The sequence below is a fragment of the Shewanella indica genome, assembly GCF_002836975.1.
Taxonomy (GTDB): domain Bacteria; phylum Pseudomonadota; class Gammaproteobacteria; order Enterobacterales; family Shewanellaceae; genus Shewanella; species Shewanella indica.
This window is the reverse complement of record NZ_NIJK01000007.1, coordinates 61,793-78,438: the sequence shown is the minus strand read 5'-3', so window position 1 is coordinate 78,438 and position 16,646 is coordinate 61,793. Positions and strand designations below refer to the sequence as shown.

Below are 16,646 nucleotides of genomic sequence, written 5' to 3'. Positions count from 1 at the left end.
TTACTTGCTCTTCAGTTTTTCTAACACTGCAAACGGATTTGGACGCTCCTCTTGAGCGGCTTCAATCTCGCCTATGGCCACATCCTTGGAACCTGTATAACATTTATCTATGTCATGGGTCGGTATCAAGGGCATAGCCAGTATCAATTCATCTTCAATCAATTGATGCAGACGAACTTCGCCAATTTCATTGTACTCAATAGGGTCATACGCATCCGGGAGCTCATCGATTTCAGCTTCATTCCGGCAAGGACTGAAACTAAACTCGACCGTAACCTCTGTGGTAAATAGTGTCATGCAGCGTTGACATAGCAGAGTGAGCTCCGTCACAGCCTTCCCTTTCAGGTAGACTATCCCCTGTAAATCCACACCACACTCAATTGACACTGTCACATCGGAACAGTCGCCGGCACATAATTCATTCAATCGCTTCAGTTGCGTACCAGGAACAACACCTTGATAGCTAAGGCGACTGGTCGCAGCACGAATGGGATCAATTGAAACCGGTATCTTTACTGTTTGCATAAGGCGCGCATATTATAGTTTGAAACCGCCGGAGTCAAAGGAAAAATGATGATGTGGCTCGCAAAGGAAATAAAACCTGTGCAGTCCTCGCCATCATAGGCCTGTTCCAACGGGTTCGAAATTGACGGACGCCGAATTCTACCCAAGCACAGGACTCTTCACAAGCCGTTGCCGCGCAAAATAAAGCCAGTCATCTCATCTCAAAGCCACTCTTGCCAGGCATTGGCAAATTTGGCGACAATATCCGGCTCTCACAACGCTTTGGAACCCAAGATATGACCCACCAAGATGACAATACCAAGGCTGCGGTTTCCCCCACAGAACCTCAGTTGATTTTAGCCTCAACCTCAAGCTATCGAAAGGCACTATTGGCAAAATTAGGTTTGGCGTTTGAGTGTGTGGCTCCCGAAGTAGATGAAACGCCCCGGCCTGATGAAACCGCCTTTGATTTGGTCAGACGTCTGGCAGCAGTCAAAGCACAGGCCGGGGCAAAGCAGCTAAGCAACGCACTGGTGATAGGTTCAGATCAGGTTGCCGTGATTGATGGTCAAATCGTCGGCAAGCCACTGACTGAAGAGAAAGCCTGCCAGCAATTGCAGGCCGCCTCGGGGAAAAGTATTACCTTTTATACCGGGCTGGCACTCTATGACAGCCGCAGCGACCGAACTCAGGTGGAAGTCGAACCTTTCATTGTGCATTTCAGAAACCTGAGCCAAGATGAAATCGTCGATTATGTTCGCCGCGAGCAACCACTCTGGTGTGCCGGCAGCTTTAAGTGTGAAGGCTTGGGCATCGCCCTGTTCCGAGCCCTCGAAGGACGGGATCCCAATACACTAATAGGTTTACCCTTAATCCTGCTTATCGAAATGCTCTCCCGTCAGGGGATTAAAGTATTGGGAGATACAGCATCGTCCGGAAGCTAAAGCATTCAAACACTGAATTGCACTCTTGCTTCTCTTTGCTTGTAGCTCGCTCGCCAAGATACATGCGCCATATTGAAACAATATGATATAGATGTCGGATGCGTCTGAATCTTATCTCAACAAGGTAAATTTACGTGCGACCACGGGGCTTTCACTCTACTATAATAACAATTAATCAACATATTTCTTTTGATGACCCCCTGTAGAGTGAAAAGATGACAGATACCGAAGAAGCCTTGGCTCTACTGGCTGCTCCCTGTACAGATAAGCGTTTTTTTCAACGGGCACTGCGCGCACTCGCCTTGGTGACCCAATGTCGCTGGGCAGGTTTTGGCCGACTTAAAAACGCCGCACAAGGTGAGGTCATTGCCTTTTGTGACAACAAACAGTCCCTCCCTGGGTTTGATTATGAACTGGCGGGTTCTCCCTGTGAGTCTCTCTATCAACAACAGGAAATCTGCACTCATCTACTCCACGCCCGTGATCTGCAAAAACGTTTTCCCCACTTTAGCCTGTTCCGCGAGATAGGCGCCCAGAGTTATCAGGCCGAGCTGATCCTCGGCAGCGATGGCAAACCGGTCGGCCATATTTTTGTGCTAGATACCCTGCCCCAGGCCGAAAGTGCAAAGTCAAAAGAGTTTTTTCGGATCTTGGCCCAACGTATCGGTCTCGAATATCACAGGATGTTGGTCAGTCGCGAGCTCACCATGCACAAGCAGATGATAGCCACCACAGATCATCTGCTGGCATTTATCGGTACAGACTACTGCTACCATATGGTCTCCAAAGGGTATGAGCAGCTTTTCAACCGCACCCAAGAGGAGATAATAGGTAAGCAGATAGCTGAGCTACATGGTGTAAAGACATTTGAGAAGAAGATCCGACCACTACTTGAACGGGCCTTTAACGGCGAAACACCGGAAGCCAATCATTGGTTGCATCCACCGCATCTAACAGCGCCGCTGCTGATGAGTGTACGACACTCACCCTGCATCAATGATGCTGGCGAAATTTGCGGCGTCATAGTCTCGTGCCACGACATCACCCGCCTGTCGGCGCTGGCATTGTCCAGTCTGGGCACTGAAGCATTGAACCTTAACACCGGGAGCCTTAGTACAAAGAACCTAAGCCCTGAGAACCTAAGCCCTGAGAACCTAAACGCAGAGAACCTGAGCCCAAAATTATGCCCTGAGTTAAAAACCGCCAATTCCTGAAATTGCACGCCACGTTTTTAACAGAATACAGCAAGCAAAAGGCCTGCATCTGCAGGCCTTTCAAGGATGTGCTTAGGGAAAGGTTCCAATGAAAATCACAGATGGTGCAACAGCCCCAATGGACTATCGATAATGGCCTTTGGCGCCGCTTCATGTAAGCGTTCGCGGCTATGGGCGCCATAACTGACCCCAATGGCATCCATACCGGCACCGGTAGCCATATTGAGATCGTGCACCGAGTCCCCCACCATCAGGGCCCTTTCAGGCGCTATCTTTAATTCAACCAATAACTGTTGCAGCATATCCGGGTGGGGTTTACTTCTCGCCTCATCGGCGCTACGACTGGCATGAAAGAAATGTCCAAGTCCGGTTTCCCGCAGTACACGTTCAAGACCTGCCCTTGCCTTACCTGTCGCCACCGCCAGCAGATACTTCTCACTGCGAAGCTGTGACAACAGTGCCGGAGTTTCACTGAAAAGCGGTGTCGGCGTGGTATCAAGCATCAGGAACTGCTGCTTATATTCCTCTCTGAGCGCCTGATATTCGCCAACGCTTCCCGCTGGATAGAGGCATTGTAAGGCCTCTGTCATAGACAGACCAATAATGTCACGTACAGCCTGCTCCGAGGGGATAGGCAATGCCATAGCCCTTGCCGTATTTTCCATGCAGCGGACAATCTTGCCTATCGAGTCCATCAGGGTACCGTCCCAATCGAATATCAGTAGCTCATATGCCTTCATGGGCGGTTTCCTTATTTCTTTCTATACCCGAGTGAGTTTGTCCAACAACTCAAGCAGTACAGGATCCAGGGGGGCCTGCACTGTCATTTCAGTCTCTGTGTCAGGATGAGTGAACTTAAGTTGCGCCGCATGCAGAAACAGGCGATTCAACCCAAGTGCCCGCATACTGTCATCAAACTTTTGCTCACTGTACTTTTCGTCACAGGCGATGGGGTGACCGGCATACTGGCAGTGCACCCGGATCTGATGAGTACGGCCGGTTACCGGACTCGCCTGCACCAGTGTCGCACCATCATAACGCTGCAAAATTTTGAAACGGGTTTCCGAGGCCTTGCCTTCGGTATTCACCCGTACAATGCGTTCACCCGACTTAAGTGTCAACTTCAGCAATGGTGCCTTAACCACCTTGTCGTGCTTTTGCCACTCACCGCGAACCAGCGCCTGATAGTCTTTTTGCATCTGCTTATGTCTGAGTTGGTCATGCAGGTGCTTTAGCGCGCTGCGCTTCTTGGCAACCAAAAGCACTCCTGAGGTGTCTTTATCCAAACGGTGCACCAACTCAAGAAACTTTTGCTGCGGTCGCAGCGATCTCAGCGCTTCAATCACGCCGTAATCGACACCACTGCCACCGTGTACGGCGATGCCGGCAGGTTTGTTCAGTACCAGAATATGCTTGTCTTCAAACAGAATTCTGTCTTCTAGGCGCGATACCCGCTCCAGATTGGCAGAAGGCGCAGTGCGATAGTTATCTTCACTGACCCGAACCGGTGGAATGCGTACCTGGTCCCCTTCGGCCAACTTATATTCGGGCTTTATCCGCTTCTTGTTGACCCTGACTTCGCCCTTGCGCACTATGCGATAGATCATGCTCTTGGGCACGCCCTTGAGTTTGCTGAGCAAAAAATTGTCAATGCGCTGGCCAACATTGTCTTCATCAATGGTCACCAGGCGAACTTGCTGATTGGGTGATGGCGTCTCGGTATTCATAACACTTATGTTGCGGTTCGGGGCGCGCTATTGTACAACATGTTGAGGCTTTTGATTGCCGATTTTTTTGAATTCGGCTATATTTCAGCGGCGAACCCTGCGTATTGATGAGCCTTTGCTCAATCTATGAACGGTTCGAACGGTGGAAAGCGCTTGAGCGATGTCTGACCTCCGAGGTCGCAAATAATTGATTTGCAAACTGTATATAAAAGAACACTACTGAAAAAATTGTTTTTACGGTTAAACCTGGACGGAAACACGAAATTCAGACCACTTTCAAGCCGCCACTATGCTGTTTTCGAAAGTTAATGTTAACTCGTCATCAAACGACAAGGCTCGACTTCGGCATTACCGGATTATTATTGAAGAATTTATGGGGTTGGTTGATGTTTTACAACGAATTCCTTGTTTTTGTAATCATTGAAAAATAAGCCATAAATAGGATGCGACACGCAGCGAATGCGTCTAACAGCAATGCGCACCTCCCTGCCTGGAGGAACGCCGAGAGGCGTCGCCCGAATGAGACCAGGCCCGTAATGCAGCGACCTGTACGTTTGATGACCTCTTATTAAGAAGAATTACGTCATCATGAAACGGATGTTAATCAATGCGACTCAATCCGAGGAGTTGCGCGTTGCCCTGGTTGATGGGCAACAGCTTTATGATCTGGATATCGAAAGCCCAGGCCATGAGCAGAAAAAAGCCAATATTTATAAAGGTAAAATCACCCGCGTAGAACCCTCTCTGGAAGCGGCATTTGTTGACTATGGCGCCGAGCGTCATGGTTTTCTGCCACTGAAAGAGATCGCCCGAGAATACTTCCCTAAAGGTTATTCCTTCCAGGGGCGTCCCAGTATTAAAGAAGTGGTCAGCGAAGGCCAGGAAGTCATAGTTCAGATAGATAAAGAGGAACGTGGCAACAAAGGCGCTGCCTTGACCACCTTTATCAGTCTGGCCGGGTCGTACCTGGTACTCATGCCCAATAACCCTCGCGCCGGTGGTATCTCCCGCCGGATTGAAGGTGATGAGCGCACCGAGCTGAAAGCGGCCATGGAAAACCTGGAAGTGCCCAACGGTATGGGGCTGATTGTTCGCACCGCAGGTGTTGGCAAGGCTGCCGCCGATCTGCAGTGGGACTTGAAGGTATTGCTGCACCATTGGACAGCGATTCAGGAAGCGGCCGAGAGTCGCCCTGCTCCTTTCCTTATTCATCAGGAAAGCAATGTTATCGTTCGCGCCATCCGTGATTACCTGCGCCGTGATGTAGGCGAAATTCTAATCGATCACCCACAAATTTATGCCGATGCCAAGCAGCATATCGCCCTGGTACGTCCTGATTTTGTCGACAGAGTCAAACCTTACTCTTCTGAAGTGCCGCTCTTTACCCACTATCAGATTGAGTCACAGATAGAATCTGCATTCCAGCGCGAAGTCAGACTGCCTTCCGGCGGTTCTATCGTTATCGACCCCACCGAAGCGCTGACCTCTATCGATATCAACTCAGCCAGAGCCACCAAGGGCGGCGATATCGAAGAAACCGCACTGAATACCAATCTGGAAGCCGCCGACGAGATTGCCCGTCAGCTGCGTCTGCGCGACTTGGGCGGCCTGGTGGTTATCGACTTCATCGATATGACTCCGGTCAGACACCAACGCGAAGTGGAAAACCGTCTGCGTGATGCCGTTCACCATGACCGTGCCCGAGTGCAATTGGGCCGTATTTCCCGCTTCGGTCTGATGGAAATGTCCCGTCAGCGTCTGCGTCCGTCTCTGGAAGAGTCAGCCGCTCACATCTGCCCTCGTTGTAACGGTCAGGGCACCATTCGTGGTACCGAGTCACTGGCACTGTCGATTCTGCGCCTGATGGAAGAAGAAGCCATCAAGGAAAATACCTCTCAGATTGAGGCCATAGTGCCCGTGGATGTCGCAGCTTACCTGCTGAACGAAAAGCGCAAGGCCATACGCATCACAGAGCAGCGCCATGAAGTTGAAGTCTATGTGATCCCGGATCCACATATGATGACCCCGAACTACCGTGTGGTGCGTCATCGCAAGGACGACCAGATCTCTGAAGTCAGCTACCAGCGTGTGGAAGAGCCGGAGAACAAACTGTATGAACCACGTAAACTGGAACGTGCTGCTGCACCCAAGCCAGCACTGAGTGGTTTTGCTACACCTCTCAAGCAGGAAACTGCCGAAGCACCGCAGACAGCCAAACCAGCGGTCAAAGCCGCAGCGACTGAAGCGGCCAAGCCCGGGATAATTTCCCGTTTCTTTGCCGCCTTGGGTGCCCTCTTCTCCTCTTCCGAGGCACAAGCCGACAAGAAGCAGGAAAAGAGCACTAAAGACAATCAGGAAAGCAACGGCCAGAACAACCGCCGTAACCGTCGCAATGACCGCAACGACAGACGTCGCAAGAGTGGTGATGACAAAGACGCTAACCGCGATTCACGCAGCCGCAACCGCAAATCGGCCGCTAACGAGCGCCCTGCCCGTGATAAGGACGAACAAGGCAACAAGCGCCAGGCAAACGACTCCGGTAAACCAACCCGTAATGACCGTAGCGACAAGGCTCCCAAGTCTGAAGCTTTGGATGAACGCAAGAGCCGCAGCAAGGCCCGTGACGAAAGCGAGCAGGAACCAAAACAGGAAGCCGCCCGTGAGCGTCGCCAACGTCGCAACCTGCGTCGTAAAGTGCGCATTGAGGCCAACGATGCACAGGAAGCCGTTGATAACACAGCAGAGGCAACCAGCGCCGAAGTGAAAGCTAGCGCCCAGGCCAAACCTGAAGTAAAGGTCGAGACAAAAACCGAGACCAAGCCGACTCGCGCCAAAGAGACAGGTAACAAGGATAACGCCGAGCAAGCCGACAAACCACGTCGCAGCCGCCGTAAGCCTGCCGCAGCTCAGGCTGAGTCCAAGGAAATGGAAGTTCAGGCCAAAGTTGAAGCCAAGTCTGAAGCCAAGAACGAGACCACTACCGAGCTGAAGGGTGAAGAGTCAACTCAGGTTGCCACTAAAGCCCAAGGTACAGAGGTTTCACAAGACATTCAGGCAAGCGCCGAAGTCAGCCCTGTTGTCAATGCTGAGCAAATCGCTGAAACCAGTGTTCAAGATAGTGGTGTTCAAAGTAATGCCGAAGCCATCGAGAGCGCTGAAGAAGACGATAAGCCCAAGCGCGAAGGACAACGCCGTAGCCGCCGCAGCCCTCGTCATTTGCGTGCTGCCGGTCAGCGTCGCCGCCGTACCGAACAGGAAGGCGAAGAGTCCGAAAGCCCTGAAAAGGTAAGCACTGAAAAAGCAGCCACTGAAGCAGCAAATAACGCTAAAGAAGTGGTTGTTACCGAGGCATCAGCGCCGACTGCTGCCGTTGAAGTCGATGCCGAGCAAGCAAAGCCTGCCGACAAAGCTCAAGAGCCAGCACAAGCTGAACCTCAAGTTGTTGCCAAGCCGACTCCTCAGGTTGAAGCCAAGCCGGCTCCTCAGGTTGAAGCCAAAGCGGAAACCAAAGCCGAAGCTCAGGTTGAGACAAAGCCTCAAGCCGAGGTCGCTGCCAAGGTAGAAGCCGTTGCCGATGCAAAAGCCGCCGAAGTAGAGGTAAAGGCTGAGCCCAAAACAGCAGAAGCCGAACCAGCGCCTGAAGCCAAAGCTGAAAAAGCTGAAGTTGCAAAAGCTGAGCCCGTCGAAGCTGCGCCATCAAAGGCGGTAGAGAAAGCGAGCGAAGCACCCAAGGCTAAAACTGTTGAAGTCGCAGCAGCCAAGCCCAAAGCAGAAACTGCATCGGCAAGCGTCGCCGCCTCAGCCCCTATGGCCAAGCCGGCTGCTATCAGCCGCCCTGCGCGTCAGGCAAGCAATGAAGCCAAGGAAAGCCCGGCAGCAGCACCTGCAACAACCCAGGCAAGTGCCGCACCAAGAGTCAGTCGCTTCAGCACCATGGTTGGCTCAGATACAACCAAGCCACAGGTGGATCAACGTGCTCACGTTGAAGTGCCCAAAGGCCGAGAGTATCTGGCCAATGGCGAAACCGCGCCACGCAAGAGCCATGGTAACAGCGCCGAGTCAGATATGGCCCGTCCCTGAACCTAAGTGTTGCTGAGAAAAAACCATGCCCTCGGGCATGGTTTTTTTATTTTGATCTGCTTCACACTTCTGTCACAACAGAAATTTTGCTAGTATGCGCAACTTTGTTTTTAACCCTCAAGATGGGATCCCAAGCTGAATGTTTGAACTGATACGCCATAAAACCAGCAGTCACAAGGCGGATATACTCTCCGGCCTAACGGTTGCTATGGCGCTGGTGCCCGAAGCGGTAGCCTTTGCCTTCGTTGCTAAAGTAGAACCTATGGTGGGCCTTTATGCCGCCTTTATCATGGGACTGATCACGGCCCTCATCGGCGGCCGTCCCGGCATGATCTCAGGCGCCACCGGCGCGATGGCCGTGGTCATGACCAGCCTGGTGGTGTCTCACGGCGTCAGCTATCTGTTTGCTGCCGTGGTGCTGGCCGGGGTAATTCAAATTACCGCCGGAGCACTGCGTCTTGGCAAGTTCATCCGCATAGTGCCTTATCCTGTGATGATAGGCTTCGTCAACGGCCTAGCCATAGTGATATTCCTGGCGCAACTGGGGCAATTTCAAGTCAAAGTCGGCGAAGAGGAGATGGCCTGGTTGCCCGGTGCAGATATCTGGCTGATGCTGGCGCTGATAGCCATGACGATGGCCATCATACATTTTCTGCCTAAACTGACCACAGCCGTGCCTTCATCCCTGGTGGCCATACTGGCAGTAACCGCTCTGGTGGTAGGCCTGGATTTGGATACCCGCAACGTGCTTGATTATTTGCGCAATATGAGCGGTAATCCTGAGGCAACTATCGCCGGCACACTGCCAAGCTTTGCCATTCCGGCCGTGCCCTTCAACCTGGAAACCCTTTATATCATAGCGCCCTATGCCGTTATCCTGGCTGCTGTTGGCCTGATTGAGTCTCTGCTGACTCTGACTGTGGTCGATGAGATGACCCAGACCCGCGGCCGTGGCAACAAGGAATGTGTCGGCCAAGGCGTGGGTAACGTCACCAGTGGCTTTTTCGGTGCCATGGGTGGCTGCGCCATGATTGGTCAGTCGATGATTAACATCAACTCAGGGGGCCGCGGTCGTCTTTCCGGGATCACCGCCGCTCTCACCTTGCTGTGCTTTATTCTGTTTGCCGCCGCCTTTATCGAGATGATCCCGCTGGCCGCCTTGGTCGGGGTCATGTTTATGGTGGTGCTGGGAACCTTTGAGTGGGCCAGCTTTAAAGTGATGCGTAAGGTGCCCAAGCACGATGCCTTTGTTATTGTGCTGGTGACTGTGGTGACGGTATTTACCGATCTGGCGATTGCGGTATTTGTCGGGGTGATAGTATCTGCGCTGGTATTTGCCTGGGAGCATGCCAAACAAATCAGTGCTCAAAAGAGCATAGATGCCAACGGTTGGGCGGTTTACCGTCTCAATGGCCCACTGTTTTTCGGCTCAGCGGCTTCGTTCCTTGAGTTGTTCGATGCCAACAATGACCCCAAGGATGTCGTGGTCGACTTCCAGTCATCCCGGGTCTGTGACCACTCGGCTCTGGATGCCATAGACACCTTGGCCGAGCGCTATGTGAATCAAGGCAAACGCCTGCATCTTCGTCATCTTTCCAACGACTGCAAACAGTTGCTGCACAAGGCCGGCGATCTGGTGGAAGTCAATCTGATTGAAGATCCCAGATACAAGATTGCCGACGACAAGTTGGACTCATAATTTAACACTGTCCAGACCTTAAAAAAACGGCAAGCTGAGGCTTGCCGTTTTTTCTATTCTACTTCAGCTTGGCACTGAAACGCCGTCGTACCTTATCCAGCTTGGGTTTGATCACCAAGGCACAATAAGGCTGCTCACCATGAAGCGCAAAATAGTCGTTATGATAGTCCTCCGCCGGATAGAAACCATCAAAGGCGGTCAACTCTGTCACTATAGGTGCGCCGAATAAGCCTTCCTCATCCAGCGCTTTAATCATGGAGGACGCCACCTCAAGCTGCTTATCCGAGTGCGCGAAAATCACCGAACGATACTGAGGCCCCACGTCGTTACCCTGGCGATTCAAGGTGGTGGGATCATGGCTGGCAAAGAACACCTCCAACAGCTCGGCATAGCTGATGACTGTGGGGTCAAAAACTATCTGCACCACTTCGGCATGGCCGGTTGCGCCGCTGCATACCGCCTTGTAGTTGGCATCTTTTGCCGCGCCGCCGGCATAGCCGGAAGTCACTTGCGTAACCCCGGCCAAGCTTAAAAATACCGCCTCTGAGCACCAGAAACAGCCGCCGCCCAGGGTGGCTGTCTCCAAACGCTTTTCAGTTGCCGGCTGCAAAGCCTCGGCATCATCTACGGCCTCAAAGACCATGGAGACAGAATTGACGCAATGTCGCAAATTCTTGGCGGTTAACCCCTCTCCTTCAAACACATGTCCCAGATGACCACCACATTGACTGCAGACAATTTCGGTTCTGCGACCATCGGCGTCGGGTATCCGGGTGACAGCACCAAAAATTTCATCGTCAAAGGCGGGCCAGCCACAATGGGCATTGAATTTATGCTCGGACAAATACAATGGGGCGCCGCATTTGCGGCAAAGATATCGCCCCTTGGCATTGTGTTGATACAGCTCTCCACTGAAAGGGCGCTCTGTGCCTTTTTCCTCGATGACATAACGCTCAAACTCGTTCAGGGGTTTCATTTAACGCTCCTCGATTACTCTGCGTAACCCATAAGACCCAAATTGCAGCGGTTACCCTTCACTCTAGTTACACAGAGCCATAAAAGTGACTTGGATCACTTTACGTTGCCCCTATAAAGACATCAAGGTAGACTTGCGCCCGGGTCACCCGACTGCCAACAAAATGTCCATAGAGACACAAGTATCGGGTCAATAAAAAATAACCAAGAAAGATGATGATGAAACTGGAAACCATAGACTATCGCGCCGCAGATGCTGCCGAGCGCTTTGTAGAATCCCTGCGCAGCACAGGCTTTGGCGTGTTGAGCAACCACCCTATTTCACAACACTTGGTGCAGGATATCTACCGCGACTGGCAGGAGTTCTTCAACAGTGAAGAGAAGCAGGCCTTCATGTTCAAGCCGGAAACCCAGGATGGTTTCTTTCCGGCGAGCATTTCAGAAACCGCCAAAGGCCATACGGTCAAAGACATCAAAGAGTACTTTCACGTCTACCCCTGGGGCCGCATTCCTGAGCAATTGCAGGACAATATCCTCACCTACTACCAAGAAGCCAATGCGCTGGCCGCCGAGCTTCTGGACTGGGTCGAGGTGCACTCGCCTGCCGAGGTGGCAGCCAACTACCGCACAGCGCTGTCGCAAATGATAGCCAATAGCCACAAGACGCTGCTGCGGGTACTGCATTATCCGCCGATGACTGGCGATGAGACCCCAGGCGCCATTCGTGCCGCTGCCCATGAGGATATCAACCTGCTCACGGTATTGCCCGCCGCCAACGAGCCCGGGCTGCAAGTGAAGAGCCTCGACGGAGAATGGTTGGATGTTCCCAGCGATTTTGGCAACCTTATCATTAACATAGGCGATATGCTCCAGGAGGCTTCCGCCGGTTACTTCCCATCGACCACTCATAGGGTGATCAACCCGGAAGGCGCCGATATGAGCAAGTCGCGGATCTCACTGCCGCTGTTCCTGCATCCTCGTCCCGACGTTGTGCTGTCAGAGCGCTATACCGCCGACAGCTACCTGATGGAGCGCCTGCGCGAACTTGGGGTTATCTAGCGCCTGCGGGCGCTTTTTTCAGTTCGGAATGCTACAATAGCGCTCTTTTTTCAGTTTTCAGCAGGATAAGCAATAGATGGCGATTCAATGGTATCCGGGACACATGCACAAGGCCCGCAAAGAGATAGAAGAGGTGATGCCTCAGATAGATCTGGTGATCGAAGTGCTGGACGCCCGAATACCTTACAGCAGTGAAAACCCCATGGTGGCCAAGCTGCGCCAGGACAAGCCTTGTATCAAGTTGCTGAATAAGTCTGATCTGGCCGATCCCGAGATAACCAATCGTTGGATTGAGTACCTGGAGCAGGAACAAGGAGTGCGGGCACAAGCCATCACTACCCTGCAACCTGCCATGGTCAGAAAGATCCCCGAGCTGTGCCGCAAACTGGTTCCCGTGAGCGAAGGTGCGCTCAAGGATATTCGCACCATGATCATGGGCATCCCCAATGTGGGCAAGTCCACCATCATCAACACCCTGGCCGGCCGGGTGATTGCCAAAACAGGTAATGAACCTGCGGTGACCAAGGCGCAGCAAAGGATCAACCTCAAAAACGGCATAGTGCTGTCCGACACGCCGGGGATCCTTTGGCCCAAGGTGGACAATGAAGCCTCGGGTTATCGTCTGGCGGTCACAGGTGCCATCAAGGACACCGCCATGGAATATGAGGATGTGGCCCTGTTTGCTGCAGCTTATTTCCTGCATGCTTACCCGGAGGCGATGATGGAGCGTTATAAGCTGACCTCCCTGCCCGCCACCGATATCGAATTGCTCGAAGAGATAGGCCGCAGGCGCGGCGCCCTCAGAAGCGGCGGTCATATCGATTTGCACAAGGCCTCGGAACTGCTGCTGCATGAATTCCGCTCTGGGAAAATCGGCCAGCTGTCACTGGAAACGCCGGAAATGGCCCAGGCAGAAGAGGCGGAAGTGGCCAAGCTGCTGGCAGAGAAAGAGGCCATGAAGCAGGCAAAGAAAGAAGCCGACAAGCTGAAGCGCGCCGGCAAACGCCATCAGGGTTAAGCTTCCCTCAAGAAGCAAGCTTAACAGAAACGGGCCACAAATCGTGGCCTGTTTTTGTTTGTCACTTATCCGACCAATTATCCAACTAAATTCCGCATAAGCTTAATGTTAGTCCTTTGCAGAACCGCTCACCGCACAGGCGGGATAATCTTCTGTCTGGCGGCCTGGATCCGGGCAAACAGTCCGGCAATGCTCAACTCCAACAGATCCAAAACCTGCTCAAATCCGCTGTCGCCACCATAGTAAGGATCCGGGACTTCCCTGATGGGGGTATCGGCAAAGTCCAGCATCAAGGCCAGCTTGTGTTTGTAAATCTGCGGACAAGCCTCATATAAGGCCTGAAGGTTCTCACGATCGGCCGCCAGAATAAGATCGAAATGAGCAAAGTCCTGTGCGCACACCTGCCTGGCTTTGAGCCCTGAAAAGTCCAGCCCGCGCCGCTCACCGGCGGCGCGGGCGCGCCTGTCCGGCGACTCCCCTGAGTGGTAACCTATGGTGCCGGCAGAATCCAACTCCAGTGTCAGCCCCATGGCCTGAGCCTTGGCCCGGGCCACAGCTTCAGCGCTTGGTGAACGGCAGATATTGCCCATACAAACCATTAAGATACGGTTGATTTCACCCTCATTGACACTTGGCACGCTTTGAAATTCCACCTTAAGGTTCCTTATTGGCTGACTCGGCAGGATTGCGTTCCGCAGCCGGGTCGGCGACAGAGACTTTTGCCTCAATAACCTCTGCCGGGAAACTGAGTCGATAGTCGGATCTTACCCTAAGGAAGCGGGCAAACCTAGGCTTGCCGCCCGAGGTCAGCCCGGAGAAAGCAAAAGTCACCCAGGTTCCGGGAAGTGGCGGTGAAGCCCTCTCGGCATCGGTGAAACCTGTTCCCAAGCGAAAGCTTACCCCAGCCTCGGTTTCCACCAGCAAGGCGCCCATCATGCCTTGATACTTGCCCTTTCCCGGAAGTATCGCCAGCACTTTCGCCTCGGCATCTTCCACAGGTTTGAGTTTTAACAAGGCGTCACTGCGCCCCGCCAGATACATGGCATCGATGCGGTGCGCCATCAGGCCTTCGCCCCCTTTGGCCACCACCTGTTGTAACCACAGATGTAACTCTTGCGTGCTGCTCAGACGCCGCTGCTCAATGACATAGAGATAAGGGGTCAGTTGGTGATACTGCTTGAACGCCTGATAACGTTCGGCAAACGCCATTGTCAGCCCGGGGGCATCGAACAGATAAAAGCCCAGCTGGCGCCAGGAGTCTGCTTCGCCTAAACCTCTGGCCAGCAATGATGCAGTATCAAAGCTGTGATAGCCGCCCCAAAGTTCTCCTTCGAGTGCCACTGCAGGAAAGTCTTTCACAAACCAAACTGGTGCAGGAATCACTCTGCCCGAGCGGCTCAGCAAACGCCTGCCGTCCCATCTGGCACGGACACCATCGAGTTTTTCACTGACAAGGAAATCCTTGATTTCGGCCTTTTGTTGTTGCCAACGACCGGCCAGCTCCGGGGCCGGCAATTCTCTATCGGCGCCCGCCGGAAACGAGATCAGAAAAGACAAGGCCAGCAGAAAAGTTTGCAGCAGTAACAGCATGGCCGAAAAACGCTTAAGGTATGCTGTTGTCGGTAAAGATTGCGGATATTGCATAAGCCCTCCCTGGCTATCGGCCAATTGCCTGCTACATCCTATAGCAGAGTCCATAACTACAAGGATCAAAACTATAAAGACCAAAACTATAAAGAGTATAGAAAGTCGTTGGCGGTTATGGTGATAACTAGTGTAACGATTATCGAAACGACCCTCCCCCTTTGCCAAACCTTCCGCCTTGGCATAATAACGGCCAAACACCCTTGATAGGTGCAGTAACTGTTATATCAGCGGCAAGATGAGCTGCTATAATGCCGCCGCACCTTGGAAACCTCAGCGCCACTGCACTAATAGCCAAACTAGTCACGAGTGACTAACGTGAGGTCAATAAAGGAAGCGACAAGTTGCAACCCCATTAACCCAGGAACCTTTCACGGTTCAGCGGGTCTTTATACAGCAACCGGCCATAGCCACAGATCAAGAATTGAGAGAATATGAAACCCGCCAACAACCACGGACTGAAACGCATTTTCCGCGCCACCGGCTTTTCCATGAAAGGACTGAACTCAGCCTGGAAACATGAAGCCGCCTTTCGTCAGGAAGCCGTACTGGCATTGTTAATGATCCCGCTGGCGGTATATCTGGATGTGGCCAAGACAGAAAAATTACTGCTGATAGCAACGGTATTTATCGTCATTATTACCGAACTGTTGAATTCTGCCATTGAAGCCGTAGTCGACAGAGTGGGCGATGAAATTCATCCCTTGAGCGGCCAGGCCAAAGATATTGCCTCGGCAGCGGTCTTTATCAGCCTGTGTTTATGCGGCCTGACCTGGGCCGTGGTTATCTGGCCTCTGGTGTTCTAAAGCGCTTTGCTATGTTGATGCACGCTTTGGTATTTTGAGTGCTTCAGTAAGGAAACCGGGCATCAAGGCAAAACGCTCAATGCCCGGTCAAGTTTAGAACTGACTTCTGAGGTAGTTGACCGCTTGCAGTATCTGCTCCAGGCGGTCATTGCCCGGCAAGTAGGCTACATAGACATTACGTCTGAGCGGTGTTTTATCATCAATCACAAACAGCTCCCCTTTCGCCAGATAAGGTTCTATCATGTTTTGCGGCAAAAATGCACTGCCGCCATTATTGAGCAGAAAGTCCAGCGCAATACGGGCCGAGCCGGTATGCAGCACGGGAATGGGTAACTCGGCATAGTCTCTGGCATGTTGAATATTAAACGCCGTGCCCCAATCGACCTTGATGTAATGCCTGCCTGCCAACTCAGTCACTGAGGACGCCGCAGCAGTGCTCACCAGATGCAGTGACACCTCCCCTATCTGCAACAGTTCAAACTCGTCCAGCTTAGGGGGATCAAAGGCAATGGCCAGATCCAGCGTCCGGTCCATCAGCTGTTTGGTCATCGCCGCCGACGCCAGAATTTCGGTGCGCAGCGCCACTCCGGCAAGCCCCTGATGTAAACCCTGCATATATCCCTGTAGATATGCGTCCCAAATATTGGGCGCCGCGCCGATAACCAATTGTACCGACTGGTGCTCACTCAAGGAGATATCCTGTTTGGCCCGCTCCCAGGCGGTCAGTACCGCTTCGGCATGCGCCAGCATCCGCACCCCGGCCGGGGTCGGTTGTATGTTGTTTCGCTGCCGCTCAAACAGCTCAACGCCGAGAATACTCTCCAACTGCTTTACCCTGAAAGATACTGCACTGCGGGTCAGATAGAGGTTCTCGGCGGCCTTCCCAAAATGGCGGGTATGGGAAACTTCCAGAAATGTTTTGAGTAAATCCGTGTCCATAAAAAATTCTTTATCGTCATAGACAAATTTTTTTGAT

14 protein-coding genes are annotated in these 16,646 nt (G+C 52.5%); 7 read left to right on the top strand and 7 right to left on the bottom strand.

Annotated features, from left to right (window positions below; translation table 11 throughout):
* Positions 1–525, bottom strand: coding sequence for a 23S rRNA accumulation protein YceD (gene yceD / locus CX650_RS02030; RefSeq protein ID WP_039033290.1), 525 nt, complete (start codon positions 523–525; stop codon positions 1–3).
* Between the two features lie 275 nt (positions 526–800).
* Here yceD and CX650_RS02025 point away from each other — a divergent pair, with 275 nt between their 5' ends.
* On the top strand, positions 801–1,448 hold the full coding sequence (locus CX650_RS02025; RefSeq protein WP_052247969.1) for a Maf family protein: 648 nt from the start codon (positions 801–803) through the stop codon (positions 1,446–1,448).
* A 215-nt stretch (positions 1,449–1,663) separates the two neighbouring features.
* Positions 1,664–2,662 carry a PAS domain-containing protein gene (locus CX650_RS02020; RefSeq protein ID WP_101094900.1) on the top strand — a complete coding sequence of 333 codons (999 nt, stop codon included), beginning with the start codon at positions 1,664–1,666 and terminating at the stop codon, positions 2,660–2,662.
* A gap of 95 nt (positions 2,663–2,757) precedes the next feature.
* Here CX650_RS02020 and CX650_RS02015 read toward each other — a convergent pair whose 3' ends face one another.
* Both CX650_RS02015 and rluC read right to left on the bottom strand, forming a co-directional pair.
* Positions 2,758–3,402, bottom strand: coding sequence for an HAD-IA family hydrolase (locus CX650_RS02015; protein ID WP_101094899.1), 645 nt, complete (start codon positions 3,400–3,402; stop codon positions 2,758–2,760).
* Between the two features lie 21 nt (positions 3,403–3,423).
* Positions 3,424–4,389, bottom strand: a complete 966-nt coding sequence (gene rluC, locus CX650_RS02010; RefSeq protein ID WP_039033292.1) for a 23S rRNA pseudouridine(955/2504/2580) synthase RluC — start codon at positions 4,387–4,389, stop codon at positions 3,424–3,426.
* Positions 4,390–4,977: 588 nt separating this feature from the next.
* Between rluC and rne the strand changes: the two genes are divergently transcribed.
* Together rne and CX650_RS02000 are read left to right on the top strand one after the other, a co-directional pair.
* Entirely contained in the window at positions 4,978–8,469 is a 3,492-nt protein-coding gene (gene rne, locus CX650_RS02005; RefSeq protein WP_101094898.1) for a ribonuclease E, read from the top strand.
* A 139-nt stretch (positions 8,470–8,608) separates the two neighbouring features.
* Entirely contained in the window at positions 8,609–10,168 is a 1,560-nt protein-coding gene (locus CX650_RS02000; protein WP_039033294.1) for a SulP family inorganic anion transporter, read from the top strand.
* Positions 10,169–10,226: 58 nt separating this feature from the next.
* Here CX650_RS02000 and CX650_RS01995 read toward each other — a convergent pair whose 3' ends face one another.
* A complete protein-coding gene (locus tag CX650_RS01995; protein WP_101094897.1) occupies positions 10,227–11,144 on the bottom strand; it encodes a bifunctional methionine sulfoxide reductase B/A protein in 918 nt (305 codons plus the stop codon).
* A 218-nt stretch (positions 11,145–11,362) separates the two neighbouring features.
* On the opposite strand from CX650_RS01995, the gene CX650_RS01990 reads away from it, so the two are divergent.
* On the top strand, positions 11,363–12,202 hold the full coding sequence (locus tag CX650_RS01990; protein WP_039033333.1) for an isopenicillin N synthase family dioxygenase: 840 nt from the start codon (positions 11,363–11,365) through the stop codon (positions 12,200–12,202).
* 76 nt (positions 12,203–12,278) lie between these two features.
* Positions 12,279–13,220 carry a ribosome biogenesis GTPase YlqF gene (gene ylqF / locus CX650_RS01985; RefSeq protein WP_039033296.1) on the top strand — a complete coding sequence of 314 codons (942 nt, stop codon included), beginning with the start codon at positions 12,279–12,281 and terminating at the stop codon, positions 13,218–13,220.
* A gap of 128 nt (positions 13,221–13,348) precedes the next feature.
* On the opposite strand, the gene CX650_RS01980 is transcribed toward ylqF, so the two are convergent.
* Together CX650_RS01980 and CX650_RS01975 are read right to left on the bottom strand one after the other, a co-directional pair.
* Entirely contained in the window at positions 13,349–13,819 is a 471-nt protein-coding gene (locus CX650_RS01980; RefSeq protein WP_101094913.1) for a low molecular weight protein-tyrosine-phosphatase, read from the bottom strand.
* Positions 13,820–13,874: 55 nt separating this feature from the next.
* Positions 13,875–14,864 (bottom strand): DNA ligase, encoded by a 990-nt coding sequence (locus CX650_RS01975; protein WP_229799974.1) that lies wholly within the window; start codon positions 14,862–14,864, stop codon positions 13,875–13,877.
* A gap of 434 nt (positions 14,865–15,298) precedes the next feature.
* On the opposite strand from CX650_RS01975, the gene CX650_RS01965 reads away from it, so the two are divergent.
* Positions 15,299–15,670 carry a diacylglycerol kinase gene (locus CX650_RS01965; RefSeq protein ID WP_071476182.1) on the top strand — a complete coding sequence of 124 codons (372 nt, stop codon included), beginning with the start codon at positions 15,299–15,301 and terminating at the stop codon, positions 15,668–15,670.
* A 93-nt stretch (positions 15,671–15,763) separates the two neighbouring features.
* On the opposite strand, the gene hdfR is transcribed toward CX650_RS01965, so the two are convergent.
* Positions 15,764–16,609, bottom strand: a complete 846-nt coding sequence (gene hdfR, locus CX650_RS01960) for an HTH-type transcriptional regulator HdfR (protein WP_039033336.1) — start codon at positions 16,607–16,609, stop codon at positions 15,764–15,766.
* Between the last annotated feature and the right edge of the window lie 37 nt (positions 16,610–16,646).

Bases quoted from the DNA above. Each gene is read 5' to 3' on its own strand.
- yceD (WP_039033290.1), bottom strand. From the start codon at position 525: ATGCAAACAGTAAAGATACCGGTTTCAATTGATCCCATTCGTGCTGCG.
- CX650_RS02025 (WP_052247969.1), top strand. From the start codon at position 801: ATGACCCACCAAGATGACAATACCAAGGCTGCGGTTTCCCCCACAGAA.
- CX650_RS02020 (WP_101094900.1), top strand. From the start codon at position 1,664: ATGACAGATACCGAAGAAGCCTTGGCTCTACTGGCTGCTCCCTGTACA.
- CX650_RS02015 (WP_101094899.1), bottom strand. From the start codon at position 3,402: ATGAAGGCATATGAGCTACTGATATTCGATTGGGACGGTACCCTGATG.
- rluC (WP_039033292.1), bottom strand. From the start codon at position 4,389: ATGAATACCGAGACGCCATCACCCAATCAGCAAGTTCGCCTGGTGACC.
- rne (WP_101094898.1), top strand. From the start codon at position 4,978: ATGAAACGGATGTTAATCAATGCGACTCAATCCGAGGAGTTGCGCGTT.
- CX650_RS02000 (WP_039033294.1), top strand. From the start codon at position 8,609: ATGTTTGAACTGATACGCCATAAAACCAGCAGTCACAAGGCGGATATA.
- CX650_RS01995 (WP_101094897.1), bottom strand. From the start codon at position 11,144: ATGAAACCCCTGAACGAGTTTGAGCGTTATGTCATCGAGGAAAAAGGC.
- CX650_RS01990 (WP_039033333.1), top strand. From the start codon at position 11,363: ATGAAACTGGAAACCATAGACTATCGCGCCGCAGATGCTGCCGAGCGC.
- ylqF (WP_039033296.1), top strand. From the start codon at position 12,279: ATGGCGATTCAATGGTATCCGGGACACATGCACAAGGCCCGCAAAGAG.
- CX650_RS01980 (WP_101094913.1), bottom strand. From the start codon at position 13,819: ATGGTTTGTATGGGCAATATCTGCCGTTCACCAAGCGCTGAAGCTGTG.
- CX650_RS01975 (WP_229799974.1), bottom strand. From the start codon at position 14,864: ATGCAATATCCGCAATCTTTACCGACAACAGCATACCTTAAGCGTTTT.
- CX650_RS01965 (WP_071476182.1), top strand. From the start codon at position 15,299: ATGAAACCCGCCAACAACCACGGACTGAAACGCATTTTCCGCGCCACC.
- hdfR (WP_039033336.1), bottom strand. From the start codon at position 16,609: ATGGACACGGATTTACTCAAAACATTTCTGGAAGTTTCCCATACCCGC.